Below are 18,652 nucleotides of genomic sequence, written 5' to 3'. Positions count from 1 at the left end.
AATTTATTATATGGTGAGCTACAAGGATATAAGGAGGAAACAAAATGAAAGAAATAGGGGCATTACAAGCAGAATACCCATTAGTGAATAAACTTATTGCAACAGAAGAAGTATTTTGGATAAACCCAAACATAGAAAAGTATGAAACGGCAATAAAAGATTCACCACTTAATGAAGAGAATGTAAAAGATGCGGAAGAGAGATTAAAGCGTTTTGCACCATATATTGCGAAAGTTTTTCCTGAAACGAAAGGGGCGAACGGCATAATCGAATCACCTTTAGTGAAAATACCTTCTATGAAAGAAGCTTTAGAGAGAAAATATGAGCAACCTATTTTAGGAGAATTATTATTAAAATGTGATAGTCATCTTCCAATATCAGGATCAATTAAAGCTAGGGGTGGCATTTATGAAGTGTTGAAACATGCTGAGCAACTAGCATTGCAGCACGGTATGTTAACAGAAGAAGATGATTATTCCATTTTAGATAGTGATACATGTAGAGAGTTTTTTGCCAAATATTCAATTGCAGTAGGTTCTACAGGGAATTTAGGACTTAGCATAGGGATTATGAGTGCGAATCTAGGTTTTAATGTAACTGTTCATATGTCAGCAGACGCAAAAGAATGGAAGAAAGATTTATTAAGAAGTAAAGGTGTAAACGTTATTGAATATGAAGATGATTATAGTAAAGCAGTAGAAGAAGGAAGAAGACAAGCGGATGCGGATCCTAGCTGTTATTTTGTAGACGATGAAAACTCACATGATTTATTTTTAGGATACGCAGTAGCAGCATCACGATTACAAAAGCAATTAGAAGAGTTAGAGGTTGTAGTAGATAAAGACCATCCTTTATTTGTTTACCTTCCGTGCGGAGTAGGAGGAGGACCTGGCGGAGTAGCATTCGGTTTAAAGTTATTGTATAAGGATAATGTTCATTGTTTCTTTGCAGAGCCAACACATTCTCCTTGTATGTTACTTGGCTTAATGACAGGCCTTCATGACAAAATTTCCGTTCAAGATATCGGAATTGATAATGTAACAGATGCGGATGGACTTGCGGTAGGAAGGCCATCTGGATTTGTCGGTAAAACGATGGAACCATTTTTGAGTGGGAATTACACAGTAAGTGATGAAGAGTTATATAGATTATTAAAAGAACTAGCTGATACGGAGAATATTGATTTAGAGCCTTCTGCACTAGCAGGTATGATAGGGCCAGTGAAAGTATGTAAAGAAGATGAGTATTTACAAAAGCTACAGTTAACAGAGAAGGTGAAAAAAGGTACTCATATTGTGTGGGGAACGGGTGGAAGTATGGTTCCAAACGATATAATGGATGAATATTATAGGAAAGGTTTGGAATTAACGATATAAGAAAAATGAGGCTAGTTGTAGCCTCATTTTTTCATGTACATAAAAATCTTTGTTATTTTCACAATAGTTCTTTATAGTATATATAAAGGATAACTAATATTGAATAAATACAACAAAAAGCTTTATTTTACATAATAAGAGGATGTGTATACGATGTCATTACAGACTAAATATATAGCGGGTATTTCACTTGGGGTTATGGGTGTCGGCTTTGCGGCTTCTATCCCTTTTCAAGGAACGATAGCTGGAGAGATTATACAAGGGGGATTTGAAGCTGGGTTAGTTGGCGGGCTTGCAGATTGGTTCGCAGTTACAGCATTATTCCGTCACCCGATGGGAATACCAATTCCGCATACAGCTTTGTTACCTAAAAATCGTAAACGAGTAACGAAAGGGCTCATCAATACGTTAGAAAATGAATGGCTGACGAAAGAAAGTATTACGAATAAAGTAAAAGAGATGCAGTTAGCACAAATGGTACTGCAAATTGCTGAGAGAGAAATGCAGTCTGATGCTGTGAAAAAGGGGATTGTAACGATTGCAGAGAAAGCAATTGTTACAATAGATACAGAAAAGTTAGCTGTTATTATTGAAAAAGAATTAAAAACATATTTGCATACAATTAATACAAGTAACATCTTACAAGTGCTTGTTGATCAATTAGTTGTGCAAGAATATGATGAGAAGACACTTGATTACATTTTAGTAAAAGTGAAAGATTGGACAGCGCAAGATGAAGCACGCTACCAGCTTGGAAGTTTAGGTATGAAGGCGATGGAAAATATAAAAGTAGATGGATTCTTACAGTTTACATTGAAATCGTTTATGAATATTGTAGATGAAGATAAAATTGGCGGCATTTTGCAGAAGTTTATTATTAGCAATATTAACAGCTTACAAGATGCAGATAATAGCACGAGACAACTTATATTAGCGAAAATTCGTCAAGAAATTATAAATGTAAAAGAAAATGAAGCGTTACTACAAGAATTAGAAAATTGGAAAGAAAAATGGATTGCCAATTGGAATGCTACTGACAAAATAAAAGAGATGCTAGAGCAAGTACAACAAAGAGCAGTTGCTTTTGTAAATAATGAAGAATTTGCTGATAAATATGTTATTCCATTTTTACAAAAACAAATGAACAAAATAAAAGAAGATGAACAAACTGTTCAAAAAATAGAGGAGTGGTTACAAAAGCAAGTTGTTACACTTGTGGAAAAAAACCATTCGAAAATCGGTAAGCTTGTACAAGAAAATCTTGATAAGTTAGATGATAAAACGTTAATCGAAATGATTGAAAATAATGTCGGTAAAGATTTGCAGTGGATCCGAGTGAACGGGGCGGTTTGCGGATTTATGATTGGATTAGTGTTAGAAGGAATTAAAGCGATTATATGAGAAAAACCTTCCGCAATTGCGGAAGGTTTTTTATTTTTCGAGAACACTCATATTCAAATTATAAGCTTTCTCAATATTTAACTTGTACGTGCCATTTCCAGTTTTAATCGAATTTTTATACCAATGTTCTTGGTTGTTTAATTCTGGATGTTCTTCTGAAGAAGTATTTTCGTTTTTCGTTAAATCTTCTACTTGTTCCCAAGGTGCGCTTCCGTGTGTTTCTTTTTGATTTGTTACTGCTGTTAAAGATACATCACTCTCTTTTGCAAGATGGACAGATACTCTTGAGCTTTCCTGTACAAACCAATTATTTTGTAATTGACCTGGATAAAGAGATAGTTCGTTATTTGAAGCACGGATTTCCACATTTTTATTTTGCGGAAGAACAAGCGTTGGTTTCACCTGTGGTGCTGAATTAAATAACGTATGCTGAACAGGTAATGATTTTAAAGTGATATACATCGTTTCTCCAGCCGTTTGAACTGAAAGGAAATCATCTTGTTTTAAATTGAGTTTTTCATTTGCTTTCGTTGTCATTTCATAAGTTCCCAAAAGATGAATTTGATTTGTATTATTTCCCTCTATCGTTAGAGGTTGATGTCCTGCATCTACTACGATTTTTTTAATAGATTCAGGTATATCAAATTGTCCGTCTGGAATATTACTCGTTTGCCTCGTTGTGTTAATAGAGTGACGAACTTCTTCTAGTAATCCAGTTGATAATAAACAGTAAAAAGCAATTCCGACGCTTCCTAAAACACCGATAAAGAGAATACTAAAAATATCATATTTAATAAATGATTGTTCCTTCTTAGAAAATAGAAGGTATAGTAAAACTTCAGCTCCAAGTATGATAAGTAAAACTGGCCACCATGCAGTTAGTGTATCTAATACTTGAATTCCTTTTACGACTGAAAATAGTAAAAAGCACCCTAACGATATAATAGAAAGCCCCATTGAGAATGTTCCAACACGCCAAGTCCTCATTCGCTTGTCCCACCTTTGTTTTCTTTATTTCCAAGTAACAATTTAAAGCCGCCGCCAATTAAAAGGAGCGCAACGATAGATGTCTGGAAATAGCGATAATATAGTTCACTAAGATGAATATTAAATATAGTTACAAAATAATCATTCAAAATAGGAAGGACTGTTTGATTTAATAAATAATAACCACCGAGTGTAATTAATCCGATACCGATCCATCTTTGATGATTTATAAAATAATCGATAATGGGTTCGTCTTGTACTCGTTCTTTTCCGTATTTTGCTGTTTGCTGTAACGCATCAAAAAAGCTATAGAACCAAATGATTGGTACTAAAAATAAAAACGCAGAAAGTCTTAATAAGTCGAGTAAATAAATAGATAGTAAAAAGGCTGCCATAAGCTGAAGACCACGGCGTTGTAAACCTAAATACATATGACCTGCTCCAGGGAACATCGCTAAAATAGAAGCAAATGTTTTACTTTTTTTTCCTTGCTCTCGATGTTCTTCAAAATCTTCGAAAATAGTACGGTCAATTAATTGCTCGTCGCGTTCTTTTTTCTGTAGTTGCTGAACAACGTCAAAGAAATTATAAATCCATAAAACAGGTAACGTAATAAGAAAGATAAGGAAACTTCCTTGAGATGTTAATAATGTTACAAATATAATCATGCTGCCTAAGCCAGCGCAAGCGACTAAAAACGTAAGACCGCGTTGCATAAGTCCTAATTGGAAATGGCCAAGTCCAGGGATGATGGATAGGAGAATGATATAAAATCGTTCGCTCTCTTTAGAGGAATTTATCAATTCTCCAGCTTCTTGTTTTTTCGTTTGTTTTATAATGGTGATAACTAAATCTAGTAAGTTAATTACCCATAGAACAGCTAGTAAAAATAGAGAAAGAAAAGCAATATCACGTTCTCTTACTACTATGGTACAAAATACTGCAAAGGAGAATAGAAATAAAGATCCTCCGCTATATAAAATAAACCGTCCTAGCTTTTTTAAGTATAAATGTCCAAGCCCAGGAATTAGCCCTAATACAAGTGCTAAAAAGGGGTTTTTATTCATGCTTTAAACCTCCGTCCTTTTTTGATGTATCTACCGATTTGTTTACAATTTGTTGTGAGATAGAAGACTCGTTATGTTTTGAAGATTTCTCGAAATTTGATGTCGCTGTAAAAATATATTGGAATAAACCACTTACCATAAAAATAATTGTAGCTGCAGTCGCAATTATGTAGTGAATAATTGTGCGTTTTAGTGAGTTTGTTTTTATATTTTCATTAGGTTGTAGCGTTTCAAAATTAATTTGCGTCATAACTTCGTTCGTAAATGAATCATCATTTATCATTGGAAGGTTTTCATGTTGTTCATCAATACTTTCCATATAAAGTGTTAAACAATGATCACATTCGTAAAGATGTTCTTCCATAGATTCACGTTTATTGTTTTCTATAAAATCTAATGTATAATTGCGCCAATCTTCTTTTGAATAATGCATCATAGAAACTCTTCCTCCTTCCAATGTTTTTTAATCCATTTTCGTGCCCGATACAGTTTCATTTCAACTGTTTTCACTTCGATGTTTTCCTGTAAAGCAATTTCTTGATAGCTTTTTTCTTCTAAGTAATGTGCGAGAACGACATCACGGTAATTTTCCGGAAGTTCTCTCAGTTTTTGAGCGATGAGTAATTTTTGCTCTTTCGTCAATAGTAAAGCTTCAATGTTATGAGAGGATTTTATATTTTCCTCTGTTTCTTTACATAAGGAGAGTTCTTCGTTTTCTCTAGCTTTCTTTCTCTTATAATCAATAGCGTGATTGGTGGCAATACGTGCCATCCACGTTTTTAATCCGCGAAATTGATAATTTGGGAGAGAGGTGTGAATTTTTACGAATACTTCTTGTGTAACATCTTTCGCATCTTCTTCATGTCTTAAAATAGAAAAGATAACTTGAAAAATATAATGACGATATGTTTGTACAAGGATACGAAAAGCATGCTCGCTTCCTTGCTGTGCTTTTTCAATTAATTGTTTTTCCTCAATGGGTCTCTCCCTCCTTTTTGACGCATTCTATTATATAGACGTAAAGAATGATAAGTCACCCTACACATATTGTAAAAAAAGAATAATATATTTTTTGCAGGAGAGCTAGATGAAAAAAGGTGTGAAAAAATGGTAAAGAGAAGTATATAATGAGCAAGTAGGAAATGTTACGGGAAGAAAGGATGTGAATGTTAGTAGGGGAAGGGCCATACTAACAAACATGAAAATTAAAATATTAATAGCGGATGATAACTCTTTTATTAGAGAGGGCATGAAAATTATTTTAAATACATACGAAGAGTTCGAAGTAGTAGATACTGTAAATGATGGGGAAGAAGCTGTAGCATATTGTAAAAAGCATGAAGTTGATATTGCTCTTTTAGATGTTCGTATGCCAAATATGAACGGGGTAGAGGCGACGAAGTTCATTTGTGAAGAGACGAAAACAAAACCGCTTATTTTAACGACGTTTGATGATGATGAATATATTTTGGATGCAGTAAAAAACGGAGCGAAAGGTTATTTGTTAAAAAATAACGATCCGGAGCGTATTCGTGATGCGATAAAAGGAGTATATAACGGTCAAACTGTTATGCAAGATGTTGTCCTCGATAAAATTAAGTCTAATTTAATGGAAAGTAAAGAGGAAGAATGTAAAATTGATAAGAGCCTTTTCACAGAAAGGGAGCTTAGTATTATCGCATTAATTGCAAAAGGTTTCTCGAATAAAGAAATTTCGAAACAGCTTTTTATATCTGAAGGAACAATTGCAAATTATATTACGTCAGTTTTAGGGAAAACTGGACTTGAACATCGCACACAAATTGCGATTTATTACTTAACAGGGAAAGTAGATTAGTGATATGGAATTTTGGCTAACTGTAAGTAAATTAATTGTCTTTTTATATATTGTGTTTAGTTATATTTACGCAAATGTAGTAAATTTACCGTGGGTTATATTTACTTTACTTATTTACCTCTCTGTAAACGTAATGATTTCTATATTTAAAAAAGATACGTATAAAAAATTATTAATCTGTATGTCAATTGGCATAATTATGTTATTTACATGGAGGGTTCATCCATTTTTTATTTTGTTTTTACCTTTGAACTTATACGAAATTACATTCCATTACATAGAAAAGAATTGGCCACGCTTTGTTGTTATGATGCTCCCAATTACGATTGCAGATGAAAGTATTCGAATGACTTATGGATTAATTGTTGCATTTTCTTTTCTCGTTTTAACTATAGCAGATCGATATATATCGCGTGTAGTAAAGCTTGAATCGCAAAATGATAAGATGCGAAAAGATATGCAACGACTTACGAAAAGCTTACATGAAAATAAAGAGTACATAAGACAATCTGAATACACATTTAAGCTAGAAGAGAGAAATCGGTTATCGCAAGAAATTCATGATAAAATTGGTCACTCGATGACGGGTGCACTTATTCAAATGGAAGCAGCAAAAAGGTTAATGGAAATAGATAAAGAAAAATCTGCGGAGTTATTACAAAATGCAATTCACATTTCAAAAGATGGAATTGAAAGTATTCGCATTACATTAAAAAATATGAAGCCTCCAACTGAGCAAATTGGCATTCATCGTATGAAATTATTCATAGAGGAATTTGCCGGTAAGAATGATGTGAATATTCCTTTTGTATACAAAGGGAACTTAGATATGATTTCTCCCATTCAGTGGAAAATTATCGGTGAGAATGTTACAGAAGCACTAACAAATGCAATGAAATATGCTGATGCGACAGTCATTTCTATAGATATTCATGTACTTAACAAGATGGTTAAGGTACAAGTGAAGGATAACGGAAAAGGGGTAGCTCTTATTAAAAAAGGTCTCGGTATTATGGGGATGGAGGAGCGAACGGCGTCTGTAAACGGAAAAATTATTGTAGATGGGACAAGTGGTTTTTCAGTAACGATGTTGTTGCCAATATAAAGAGAATGGTACGAGGATGAACCATCTCATATGAAAAAAGTGAATATTCTCATGTGAAAAGAATGAACTTCTGCACTGAGCAGGTTCATTCTTTTTGTTTATACTAAAAGCAGAGAAACCGAAATAGGGGTGAAAATGATGAATACATTAGAAATTAAAAATTTAACGAAAAAATTTGGTGATTTCATCGCAGTTGATAATATGTCTTTATCTATTAAAGAAGGAGAAATATTTGGCTTTTTAGGATCAAATGGTGCTGGTAAGAGTACAACGATAAATATGATTGCTGGTTTGTTAAGAAGTAATGAAGGTGAGATTAGCATACTAGGAAAAAATATAAAGAAACATAATCGATTTGCGAAAATGAATATCGGTATTGTTCCGCAAGATATTGCGATTTATGAAGAGTTAACTGCCTATGAAAATGTGAAATTCTTTGCTGGATTGTACGGATTACGAGGAGCCGAATTAAAAGCTAGGGTAGAGGAAGCTCTTCAATTTGTAGGACTTAGTGATAAACAGAAAAGCTATCCGAAGAACTTTTCTGGTGGGATGAAGCGAAGACTGAATATCGCTTGTGCAATTGCTCATAGACCGAAGTTAATTATTATGGATGAGCCGACAGTTGGAATTGATCCACAGTCAAGAAACTACATTTTGCAGTCAGTACGTAAATTAAATGAAATGGGAAGTACAATTATTTATACGAGTCACTACATGGAAGAGGTAGAAGAGATTTGTACGAAAATAGCGATAGTAGATCACGGTAAAGTAATTGCAGAAGGTACGAAAGAACAGTTGAAAGCAATTATTACTGACACGAAAGATATTTGGATTGAAGTGAAATCGGTAGAGAATTTAGATGTAAAAAAATTAAAAGAGATAAACGGTGTGAAAGCAGTTCAAATTGAAGAAAACGTAATTAAAGTGAATTCTGATGCGGGATTAAATAATTTAAATAAAATCATTCAACACTGTATCAATCATGATATTGAAATTCGTTCATTAGAGGAGCAGGCTCCCAACTTAGAAACAGTATTTCTTACCTTAACCGGAAGAAATTTACGAGATAAATAAAAGGTAAATGAAGAAAAGGTAAAGGGAGGTTCATCAATTGAACATCTTCAATATTGCAATTATGCATATTAAAAGAGAATTTAGGGACGTAAGAACTTTAGTTTTTATGTTAGCATTTCCGATTGTACTTATGCTTGTGTTAGGAACAGCGTTAAGTAATGCATTTAATAGCGATAGTCATACTATTAAAGATATACAAGTGATATACAAAGATGAAGCAAATGGTACGTTTTCTCAATCGTTTGAAGCATTTGCAAAAGAAGTAAGTAAATCTGGTATTCACTTTAAGAAAGTTTCTGAAGAGGTAGATGGAAAAGAAAAAGTAAAACAAAACAAATACGCTGCGTATGTAGAATTGAATAAGGACGGGGTAAAGTTTTACGGAAGTGATAGAAGTAGTATTGAAAGTAGCATAGTTGAAGGAATGATGACTACATTTGTTGATAAGTACAATGTAGTAGTTGAGATTGAGAAAGTAGATCCTAGTAAAATTAGCACAGTAATTCCGAATGGAGAACGTAATGAGTATATTAAAGAAACGGCATTACAAGCGGCTAAAAAACCAGGTTCTATGGATTACTATGCAATTGTAATGACAACGATGGTTGCTTTGTATGGTGCGATGGGAGCAAGTAATTTAATTAGAGGCGAACGAATACGTAAAACAGGAGATCGTCTCATTGCTGCACCTATAACGAAAGCGGAAATTTTTATCGGGAAAATATTGGGTAATATGGTGGCGAATGCACTGTGCATACTACTTGTCGTTTTATTTAGTAAATTTGTTTTTCAAGCTAACTGGGGCGATCATCTTGGAGTTGTCTTACTTATTTTACTAACAGAAGTCCTTTTAGCAACTAGCATCGGCATCGGCATCGGATATATTACAAAAACAGGTGAAGCATCTAGAGCAATTATTTTAGTTATCGTACAACTAGCTTCTATTTTTGGCGGGGCATACTTCGTAGTAGAAGAAAATTTCGTTACGAATTTATCACCATTAACGTGGGCAAACACTGCCGTTATGAAAATTATTTATGCAAATGATGTAGGGGCGGCACTACCAGTCATCTCTTTAAATATCGGAATCTCAGCACTCTTTTTATTCATATCGATTATCGCATTACGCAGACGGGAGGGGCTATAGTATGAAAGATATTTTATGGCTTATGCAAAAAACATTATCAGTCCTTTTGAAAAATAAAAAAGGGTTACTCATTATTATTAGCTTGCCGATAATAGGAACGTTAATCTCCTTTTCAATATATGGAAATGCGGGGCAAGGGACTTTAAATATCGGAGTTATAAATAATGAAAATGAGTCGATAGCAAATGATACGGTGAAATTTTTAGAAGAAATCAATCATGTAAAAGTAAGTAAAGTGAAAGAATCTGAAGTAGAAGATAAACTCACTTCAAAAAAACTTGATGGAGTGATTACGTTACAGTCTGGTTTTTCAGAAAGTGTCCGAGAAGGAAAACCAAGCAATATTGAAATTTCATCGATTAAAGGTGATCAAGTAACAGCGTTTATTAAGTCATATTTGTACAATTATATTGATAATGTAGCAGCGATAAGTAAAGTAGCAGGAACAGATCAAAGTGCATTTGATACGATGTACGCAGGATATCAAAAAAGTTCATTTAAAGTGAAGACTGAGACGTTAGAAGATACTTCGAAAAATAAAGATATGACGAACCAAACGATGGGTTATCTTATTATGTTTATGTTATTTTCAGCAGTGAACTTATCAGGCTATATTTTAAAAGAAAAAGAGAATAGAACGTACTTTAGATTATTATCCACGCCGATAGATGGAAAGAAATTTATATTATCTAACGTCGGGGTAAATATGATTATATTAACAGTACAAATTATGATTACAATCCTATTCTTAACGAATGTTTTTCATACGAATATCAATATGCCCTTCATCGTTATGGTTGGTGTACTGATGATATTTGCTTTAATAGCGATTGGAATGTCGTTAGTAATTGTTGCTTTTTCAAAAAACTCATCATCGGCAAATGCGATGCAAAACATGGTCATTGTACCAACATGCTTACTAGCGGGTTGTTATTTCCCATATGACATTATGCCAAGTGCAGTACAAAAAGTAGCTAATTTTCTTCCACAGCGCTGGTTGTTAGACACAGTATCGAAACTACAACAAGGAATACCATTCTCGGAGTTGTATTTAAACATTTTAATTTTATTCGCTTTCGCAATTGCATTCTTCTTAATTGCTATTTATAAGTTTGGAAGAAATAATGATGCGAGAAATTTTGTTTAATGTGAAAAGGATGTGACGTTAAGTCACATCCTTTTTTGTATGAAGCATGAAATCTAAATTTGAATGACAAAATAGAAAGGTGGAAAGAAAATGATCGGAAGGAAATCAAAATGATTAAAAAAATATTGCGAGTTACTTCTATTGCTATTGCTATTTTCGTTTTTATTTTAATATGGATGCATATCGATGTTACCTTAGGTAGGAAAATGGAAGCTGGGAAAAACATGCCGACAGAGTATGCGCCTCATTATAGTGACTTTCAATTATATGTAGAAGGGAAGCCTTTTTATAAACAATTATTTACTGATATAAGAGAAGCGAAAAGCTCCATTTACACGTATTTCTTCATTTTGTCGGATGATAAAAGTAGCCATACTTTTTTAAACTTATTAAAAGAGAAGGCAAAAGAAGGAGTAAACGTCTATTTATCCGTTGATCGCATTAATGATTTATCATTTGAAAGAAAGATGAAAAATGAATTGCAGGAAAATGGTGTGCATTTTACATATAGTAGAAAACCTGAATTACCATTCGGCTTTTATTCTCTTCATCATCGTAATCATCGCCGTATTACGACGATTGATGGGGAGATTGGCTATACAGGCGGATTTAATATAGGAGATGAGTACTTAGGGAAAGATAAGCGATTTGGATATTGGCGTGATTATCATGTACGACTTAAAGGAGAAGGAGCAAAAGATTTAGAACAGCAATTCGCTTTAGACTGGAAACGAGATACGAAAGAAGAGATAAAGAGAAGTACGAATAAAGCTAGTAAAGGGAATACATTACATACTATGACTAGTTACAATGGGCATTACGTTGCTGAAAAATATATAGAGCTCATAAAACAAGCTCAGCACTCCATTGTAATTGCAACACCGTATTTTATAGCGAAAAATAAAGAATCTATGAATGCTTTAATCGCGGCGCAAAAGCGTGGTGTTACAGTAAAAATACTTTGGTCATATAAACCGGATCTACCTCTTATAAAAGAAGCGGCGTATCCATACATACGTCAAGCTGTTAATAATGGAATTACTGTATATGGTTATAAAAAAGGAATGTTCCATGGTAAATTAATGCTTATTGATAATGAATTAACCGTTATTGGTACAACAAACTTTACTTCGCGTAGCTTCAATATAAATGATGAAATGAATTTTTATATTTATGGTGGTCCTATTGTAGGACAAGTTAATAAGGCGTTAACAGAGGATTTTCATGATTCGAAAGAAATGACGAAAGAGTTTTTTGAAAAGTTATCTTTTTGGGAGCGTTGTAAGGAGAAAGTGGCGGGATTGGTTGACTTCTATTTGTGATGATGAATTAGGAAAGGGTGCCTACAAAAGGCACCCTTTTTTGGTGGGAAATCATTATTTTTCATGCACCAGCATCGTAACATCATCATTGATCAACGTCCCCACATGTTCGCCTAAACATATTTTCTTCATGACACCAGGCTCATCAAAGTTAAAGACGTGTGCTGGTAAATTGTAGTCCCGGGCAAGCAGTAATGCCGCTTGATCCATGACTTGTATATTTTGTCTAACGACATCATTATAGTTTAGTTTGCTGTACATTTTTGCTGATTTATTATGCTTTGGATCACTTGTAAAGACGCCATCGACCCCTTGTTTTGCGACTAATATGGCATCACTATTCATCTCGATGGCTCTTTGTACACTTGGATAATCTGTTGTCACGAACGGTTGGCCGTTTCCACCTCCAAAAATAACGATATAACCGTTATCTAAATGGTGGACTGCACGCAAGCGAATGTATGGTTCAGCTACTGCATTAAATGGAATGGAAGTCATAACGCGTACTTCTCTATTTGTTTTACTTGTTAAAACACCGCGAAGCATTAAGCTGTTAATGATTGTACCTAACGTACCGATATTATCAGCTTCTACTCGATCGATTCCCCATTCTTCAGCTAGATGCCCCCTAAAAATGTTACCGCCACCGATGACGATGGATACTTCTATACCTAAATCAACAATGGATAAAATTTCGTTTGCGATATGTTCTAATCGTTTGGAGTTAAAGCTATTTCCAGTTTGATCGGCAAGTGCACCGCCGCTTAATTTAATTAAGACACGTTTATATGGTCTCATAACAATTCCCCCTATATAGATCGCAATAAAAAAGGAACAAAGGCGAATGCCTTTGTTCCTTTTTAAGAAAATGAAAAAGAAAAGAAGAAGATAGAACGAATTGCTTTGTATAGTTTTTCATAACATCCACTCCTTTTCATTTTGATTTGTTGTAAGTATATATCTTTTTGATTATACGCAATAATCTGATTGCTTATCAAGTTTATTTTATCGTTTTTTAACAAAATGGTGTCAATGAAAAAAAGAAGAAAAATATTTGAATTTTTTGTGACGAACTTGTAGGTTTTTGTATGATTTTGTAGGTTCGCTTATAAGATGTGTGAGTAGCTTTTATAAATTCAAATTGAAAGCGTTCGCATGAAGGGGATGAACATAAATGAAAAAATTCGGATTGGCAACACAAATTTTTGTCGCGCTTGTTTTAGGGATTGTAGTAGGGGCAGTCTTTTATGGCAATAAAACGGCGATTTCTTATATCACACCAATTGGGGATATATTTATTCACTTAATTAAGATGATTGTAGTACCAATTGTTATTTCAGCATTAATTGTTGCAGTAGCTGGTGTAGGAGATATGAAGAAGCTTGGGAAACTGGGTGGTAAGACAATTCTTTATTTCGAAATTATTACGACGATTGCTATTTTAATGGGATTACTTGCAGCGAATATATTCCAACCAGGTACTGGTGTTGATATGAGTAATTTACAGCAAAGTGATATTTCTTCTTATAAACAAACTGCAGATGCAACAGAGAAGAAAGGTTTTGCTGAGACAATTGTTCACATTGTACCGAAAAACGTATTTGAATCGATTGCACAAGGTGACCTATTACCGATTATATTCTTCTCAGTATTATTCGGCTTAGGAGTTGCGGCAATTGGAGAAAAAGGAAAGCCAGTCTTTAACTTCTTTGAAGGCGTACTCGAAGCCATGTTTTGGGTTACAAATCAAGTTATGAAATTTGCACCATTTGGTGTATTCGCATTAATTGCCGTTACGGTTGCAAAATTTGGTGTAGCAACATTACTTCCGCTAGGAAAACTAGTGCTAGCTGTATACGTAACTGTTATACTATTCGTTGTGATTGTATTAGGTATTAATGCACGAATGGTTGGAGTAAACATTTTTACATTAATGAAAATTTTAAAAGAAGAACTGATTCTTTCGTTTACAACAGCAAGTTCAGAAGCTGTTTTACCTAATATAATGAGAAAAATGGAAGAGTTCGGTTGTCCAAAGGCAGTTGCCTCTTTCGTAATTCCGACAGGTTATACATTTAACTTGACTGGATCGGCTATTTATCAAGCGTTAGCGGCATTGTTTGTTGCACAAATGTACGGTGTGCACATGTCACTAACGGAGCAAATAACGTTATTATTCGTTCTCATGTTAACATCCAAAGGTATGGCGGGAGTTCCAGGTGCATCGTTCGTTGTTGTATTAGCAACGTTAGGTTCAATGGGGTTACCACTAGAAGGTATCGCATTAATTGCGGGAATTGACCGCATTTTAGATATGATTCGCTCATCTGTCAATGTATTAGGAAATGCATTAGCGGCCATTGTTATGTCGAAGTGGGAAGGCGAATTCGATAATGAGAAAGCAAAACAATATGTAGAAACAGTCAAAGAAACAAACGCAGCATAAGAAATCGTTAAGGAGTGAATAATCATGGCAACATTAACTGAAGTTAAAAATGGTGTTCGAATTGAAAAAGATTTTTTAGGTGAAAAAGAAGTGCCAAACTATGCATACTACGGCGTACAAACAATGCGTGCAGTTGAAAACTTCCCAATTACAGGATACAAAATCCATGAAGGTTTAATTAAAGCGTTTGCAGTTGTAAAAAAAGCAGCAGCGCTTGCGAATACAGATGTAGGAAGATTGGAATTAAACAAGGGCGGTGCGATCGCAGAAGCTGCTCAAGAAATTCTTGATGGAAAATGGCATGATCATTTCATCGTAGATCCAATCCAAGGTGGAGCGGGTACTTCAATGAACATGAATGCAAATGAAGTCATTGCCAATCGTGCGCTTGAATTATTAGGAATGGAAAAGGGAGACTATCATTATATTAGTCCAAATAGTCATGTAAATATGGCCCAATCAACAAATGATGCATTCCCAACGGCGATTCATATCGCAACGTTAAATGCATTAGAAGGCTTATTACAAACGATGGGTTATATGCATGATGTATTTGAATTAAAAGCAGAACAGTTCGATCATGTGATTAAAATGGGACGTACACATTTACAAGACGCTGTGCCAATTCGCCTTGGACAAGAATTTAAAGCGTACTCTCGTGTACTTGAACGTGATATGAAACGCATTCAGCAATCACGTCAACACTTATATGAAGTGAACATGGGAGCAACTGCAGTTGGTACAGGCTTAAATGCAGATCCAGAATATATTGAAGCAGTTGTAAAACATTTAGCTGCAATTAGTGAACTGCCACTTGTCGGTGCAGAAGATTTAGTAGATGCGACGCAAAATACAGATGCTTATACTGAAGTATCTGCAGCACTTAAAGTATGTATGATGAATATGTCTAAAATCGCGAATGACCTTCGCTTAATGGCATCAGGTCCACGGGTTGGCTTAGCGGAAATTATGCTGCCTGCTCGTCAACCAGGTTCATCTATTATGCCAGGGAAAGTAAACCCTGTTATGCCAGAGGTAATTAATCAAATTGCGTTCCAAGTAATTGGTAATGACCATACAATTTGCCTTGCTTCAGAAGCAGGACAATTAGAATTAAACGTTATGGAACCAGTACTTGTTTTCAACTTACTTCAATCGATTAGCATTATGAATAACGGTTTCCGTGCCTTTACAGATAATTGCTTAAAAGGAATTGAAGCGAATGAAAATCGCTTAAAAGAGTATGTTGAGAAAAGTGTAGGAATTATTACAGCCGTGAACCCTCATATCGGTTATGAAGCAGCAGCTCGCGTTGCGAAAGAAGCAATTGCAACAGGTCAATCCGTTCGAGAACTTTGTGTGAAAAATGGTGTATTGTCACAAGAAGACTTAGAGTTAATTCTAGATCCATTCGAAATGACACACCCAGGGATTGCAGGAGCAACTCTTTTAAAGAAAAATTAAAAGAAGAGGGGGACAATCCCCTCTTTTTTGTTTACAATATAGAAATGCTATATATGAATAGAGGTAGGGATGTTATGAGCAAGTTTACAGTAGCTTCTAATGGTGCATTAGAAACAACATTAAGAGGAGCAGAAGTATTATCAACACCACTTTTAAATAAAGGGGTAGCTTTCACACAAAATGAAAGAGAAGAGTTAGGTTTAAAAGGGTTATTACCGCCAGCGGTTTTAACGTTAGAAGAACAGGCACGCCGAGCATACGAACAATTTAGTTCTCAGCCGGATGATTTATTAAAGAATGTATACTTAACTGCGTTACATGATCGAAATGAAGTATTATTTTATCGTATATTAACAGATCATTTACGTGAAATGTTACCGATTGTATATACACCAACTGTCGGTGTAGCAATTCAAAGATATAGTCATGAATATCGTAAACCACGTGGTGTTTATTTATCAATTAACGATCCATCAGGTATCGAAGAAGCATTCACGAATATCGGTGCAACAGCTGAGAACATTGATTTAGTCGTTGTAACAGATGGAGAAGGCATATTAGGAATTGGTGACTGGGGCGTTGGTGGTATTAACATCGCAATCGGAAAGCTAGCTGTTTATACTGCCGCAGTTGGAATCGATCCTAGCCGTGTATTACCGGTAATTTTAGATGTAGGTACAAACCGTGAGGAGCTATTAAACAATCCATTTTATATTGGAAATCGTCACCCTCGTATAACAGGTGAAGCTTACGATGAATTTATTGATACGTTTGTACAAGCGGTAAACAAACAATTCCCGAAAGCACTTTTACATTGGGAAGACTTTAGTTCTCGTAACGCACGAAAAATTTTAGATAAATACCGTCATGATGTTTGTACGTTTAATGATGATATTCAAGGTACAGGTGCAGTTTCACTTGCGGCAGTATTATCGGCAGTGAAAGCTTCTGGTGTACCGCTAAGTGAACACCGCGTTGTTGTATTTGGTGCTGGTACGGCTGGAATCGGTATCGCAGATCAAGTTAGAGATGCGATGGTCCGCGTAGGCGTATCTGAAGAAGAATCATATAAGCGTTTCTGGTGTATTGATCGTAACGGGTTAGTTACAGATAATATGGAAGATCTTCTTGATTTCCAAATTCCGTACGCAAGAAAAGAAGCAGAAGTAAGTGAGTGGAAGCAAAATGATGTGATCGGACTTGCTGAAGTTGTGAAACATGTAAAACCGACAATTTTAATTGGTACATCAACTGTTGCAGGTGCATTTAAAGAAGAGATTATTAAAGAAATGGCTTCTCACATAGAAAGACCAATCATTTTACCAATGTCGAATCCGACGCCACTTGCTGAAGCAAAACCAGCAGATTTAATCGAGTGGACAGAAGGAAGAGCGTTAGTTGCAACAGGAAGTCCATTTGAACCAGTTACATATAACGGTGTAACGTATGTGATTGGACAATCAAATAATGCACTTATTTTCCCAGGGCTTGGTCTTGGAACAATTGTAGTACGAGCAAGCGTCATGACGGATGGAATGTTCGCAGCGGCTGCTGAAGCAGTTGCAAGTATGGTAGATACAAGTCAGCCAGGAGCACCTATTTTACCAGAGGTCGAAGAATTACGTAATATCTCAGAAATGGTTGCAATTGAAGTAGCGAAAGTTGCAGTTGCAGAAGGTGTTGCAAGAGTGAACTTAAGTGATAACGATATCAAGATGGCAGTGAAAGAAGCAATGTGGAAGCCAGAGTATCGCCAAATAAAAGCGGTAGAAAAGGTTAGAATATAGAAAAAAGCCCGTTTATAACAATAAGCGGGCTTTCGCTTTTACTACTGAAAAAAAGTATAGGAAGTGTCACCTTTGAATTGGAATCAATTATGGAAGAAAGATATGTCCCTTTTAATTATATTAATGGTCGTTGTTCCGATTGCTGGGGAGCTGAACTTTCATCCCTTTAATGATACGTTTCGAGTTAGCTTCGGTACACCGCTATTCTTCTTTTTATTATTATTTTTAAGAAGAGTACCAGCAGGAGTTGCAGGTATTCTTGTTGGTATATCTGTAGTCTTATTCCGAGTATGTCTTGACTGGATCATGCAAGGTTCATTTCATATGACAGAATCATTTTATTTGCGTTATCCTGTGTTCTTCTATTATTTTATTTATGGCAGTTTTTTTTCGCTTTGCAGGGTAAATAAGTTCCATCAGAAACCAATCATTATTGGATGCCTTGGAATTTCAATTGAAATTGTTGCAAGTATGTCAGAACTTGCGTTT

16 protein-coding genes and 1 pseudogene are annotated in these 18,652 nt (G+C 35.0%); 12 read left to right on the top strand and 5 right to left on the bottom strand.

What is annotated here, in order from left to right; all coding sequences use genetic code 11:
- Positions 1-44: 44 nt before the first annotated feature.
- Together MR107_RS25285 and MR107_RS25280 are read left to right on the top strand one after the other, a co-directional pair.
- Complete coding sequence (locus MR107_RS25285) at positions 45-1,376, top strand: D-serine ammonia-lyase (RefSeq protein WP_242292857.1); 1,332 nt, start codon at positions 45-47, stop codon at positions 1,374-1,376.
- 153 nt (positions 1,377-1,529) lie between these two features.
- A complete protein-coding gene (locus MR107_RS25280; RefSeq protein WP_000058301.1) occupies positions 1,530-2,777 on the top strand; it encodes a DUF445 domain-containing protein in 1,248 nt (415 codons plus the stop codon).
- Positions 2,778-2,807: 30 nt separating this feature from the next.
- Here MR107_RS25280 and exsE read toward each other — a convergent pair whose 3' ends face one another.
- The 4 genes from exsE to MR107_RS25260 are packed head-to-tail and all read right to left on the bottom strand — an operon-like array spanning position 2,808 to position 5,752.
- Complete coding sequence (exsE, locus tag MR107_RS25275; protein WP_242292856.1) at positions 2,808-3,764, bottom strand: exosporium protein ExsE; 957 nt, start codon at positions 3,762-3,764, stop codon at positions 2,808-2,810.
- The gene (locus tag MR107_RS25270) at positions 3,761-4,831 is read right to left on the bottom strand and encodes a hypothetical protein (protein ID WP_001039115.1); all 1,071 of its coding nucleotides are present in this window, start codon (positions 4,829-4,831) and stop codon (positions 3,761-3,763) included. Before MR107_RS25270 ends, exsE begins: the two co-directional genes overlap by 4 nt.
- Positions 4,824-5,267, bottom strand: coding sequence for a hypothetical protein (locus tag MR107_RS25265; RefSeq protein ID WP_000972341.1), 444 nt, complete (start codon positions 5,265-5,267; stop codon positions 4,824-4,826). The genes MR107_RS25270 and MR107_RS25265 overlap by 8 nt, the downstream gene beginning before the upstream one ends.
- Positions 5,264-5,752: an RNA polymerase sigma factor gene (locus tag MR107_RS25260; protein ID WP_071732568.1), complete on the bottom strand. Its 489-nt coding sequence runs from the start codon at positions 5,750-5,752 to the stop codon at positions 5,264-5,266. The genes MR107_RS25265 and MR107_RS25260 overlap by 4 nt, the downstream gene beginning before the upstream one ends.
- Positions 5,753-6,029: 277 nt before the next feature.
- Between MR107_RS25260 and MR107_RS25255 the strand changes: the two genes are divergently transcribed.
- From MR107_RS25255 to cls, 6 genes are all read left to right on the top strand, one after another.
- Positions 6,030-6,668 (top strand): response regulator transcription factor, encoded by a 639-nt coding sequence (locus MR107_RS25255; protein ID WP_000694093.1) that lies wholly within the window; start codon positions 6,030-6,032, stop codon positions 6,666-6,668.
- A 4-nt stretch (positions 6,669-6,672) separates the two neighbouring features.
- Entirely contained in the window at positions 6,673-7,773 is a 1,101-nt protein-coding gene (locus MR107_RS25250; protein WP_242292855.1) for a sensor histidine kinase, read from the top strand.
- Between the two features lie 138 nt (positions 7,774-7,911).
- Positions 7,912-8,850, top strand: a complete 939-nt coding sequence (locus MR107_RS25245) for an ABC transporter ATP-binding protein (protein WP_242292854.1) — start codon at positions 7,912-7,914, stop codon at positions 8,848-8,850.
- A 37-nt stretch (positions 8,851-8,887) separates the two neighbouring features.
- Positions 8,888-9,997, top strand: a complete 1,110-nt coding sequence (locus tag MR107_RS25240; RefSeq protein WP_242292853.1) for an ABC transporter permease — start codon at positions 8,888-8,890, stop codon at positions 9,995-9,997.
- Between the two features lies 1 nt (position 9,998).
- Positions 9,999-11,144 carry an ABC transporter permease gene (locus MR107_RS25235; RefSeq protein ID WP_242292852.1) on the top strand — a complete coding sequence of 382 codons (1,146 nt, stop codon included), beginning with the start codon at positions 9,999-10,001 and terminating at the stop codon, positions 11,142-11,144.
- Positions 11,145-11,254: 110 nt separating this feature from the next.
- A complete protein-coding gene (gene cls, locus MR107_RS25230) occupies positions 11,255-12,466 on the top strand; it encodes a cardiolipin synthase (protein ID WP_242292851.1) in 1,212 nt (403 codons plus the stop codon).
- 54 nt (positions 12,467-12,520) lie between these two features.
- Here the strand turns inward: cls and pyrH are convergent, their stop codons facing one another.
- A complete protein-coding gene (gene pyrH / locus MR107_RS25225) occupies positions 12,521-13,264 on the bottom strand; it encodes a UMP kinase (protein WP_001248059.1) in 744 nt (247 codons plus the stop codon).
- Between the two features lie 376 nt (positions 13,265-13,640).
- Here pyrH and MR107_RS25220 point away from each other — a divergent pair, with 376 nt between their 5' ends.
- The 4 genes and pseudogenes from MR107_RS25220 to MR107_RS25205 form a co-directional block, all read left to right on the top strand.
- On the top strand, positions 13,641-14,912 hold the full coding sequence (locus MR107_RS25220; RefSeq protein WP_088344806.1) for a cation:dicarboxylate symporter family transporter: 1,272 nt from the start codon (positions 13,641-13,643) through the stop codon (positions 14,910-14,912).
- 24 nt (positions 14,913-14,936) lie between these two features.
- Positions 14,937-16,376 carry an aspartate ammonia-lyase gene (gene aspA / locus MR107_RS25215; RefSeq protein ID WP_088344804.1) on the top strand — a complete coding sequence of 480 codons (1,440 nt, stop codon included), beginning with the start codon at positions 14,937-14,939 and terminating at the stop codon, positions 16,374-16,376.
- A 74-nt stretch (positions 16,377-16,450) separates the two neighbouring features.
- On the top strand, positions 16,451-18,163 hold the full coding sequence (gene malS / locus MR107_RS25210) for an oxaloacetate-decarboxylating malate dehydrogenase (protein WP_242292850.1): 1,713 nt from the start codon (positions 16,451-16,453) through the stop codon (positions 18,161-18,163).
- A gap of 63 nt (positions 18,164-18,226) precedes the next feature.
- Positions 18,227-18,652, top strand: a pseudogene (locus MR107_RS25205) (ATP-binding protein); the annotation flags it as partial.

This window comes from Bacillus cereus group sp. BfR-BA-01441 (assembly GCF_022663075.1).
GTDB classification, from domain to species: domain Bacteria; phylum Bacillota; class Bacilli; order Bacillales; family Bacillaceae_G; genus Bacillus_A; species Bacillus_A cereus.
Note: the sequence above shows the minus strand (reverse complement) of the source record. Positions and strands in the feature narration are given on the sequence as shown.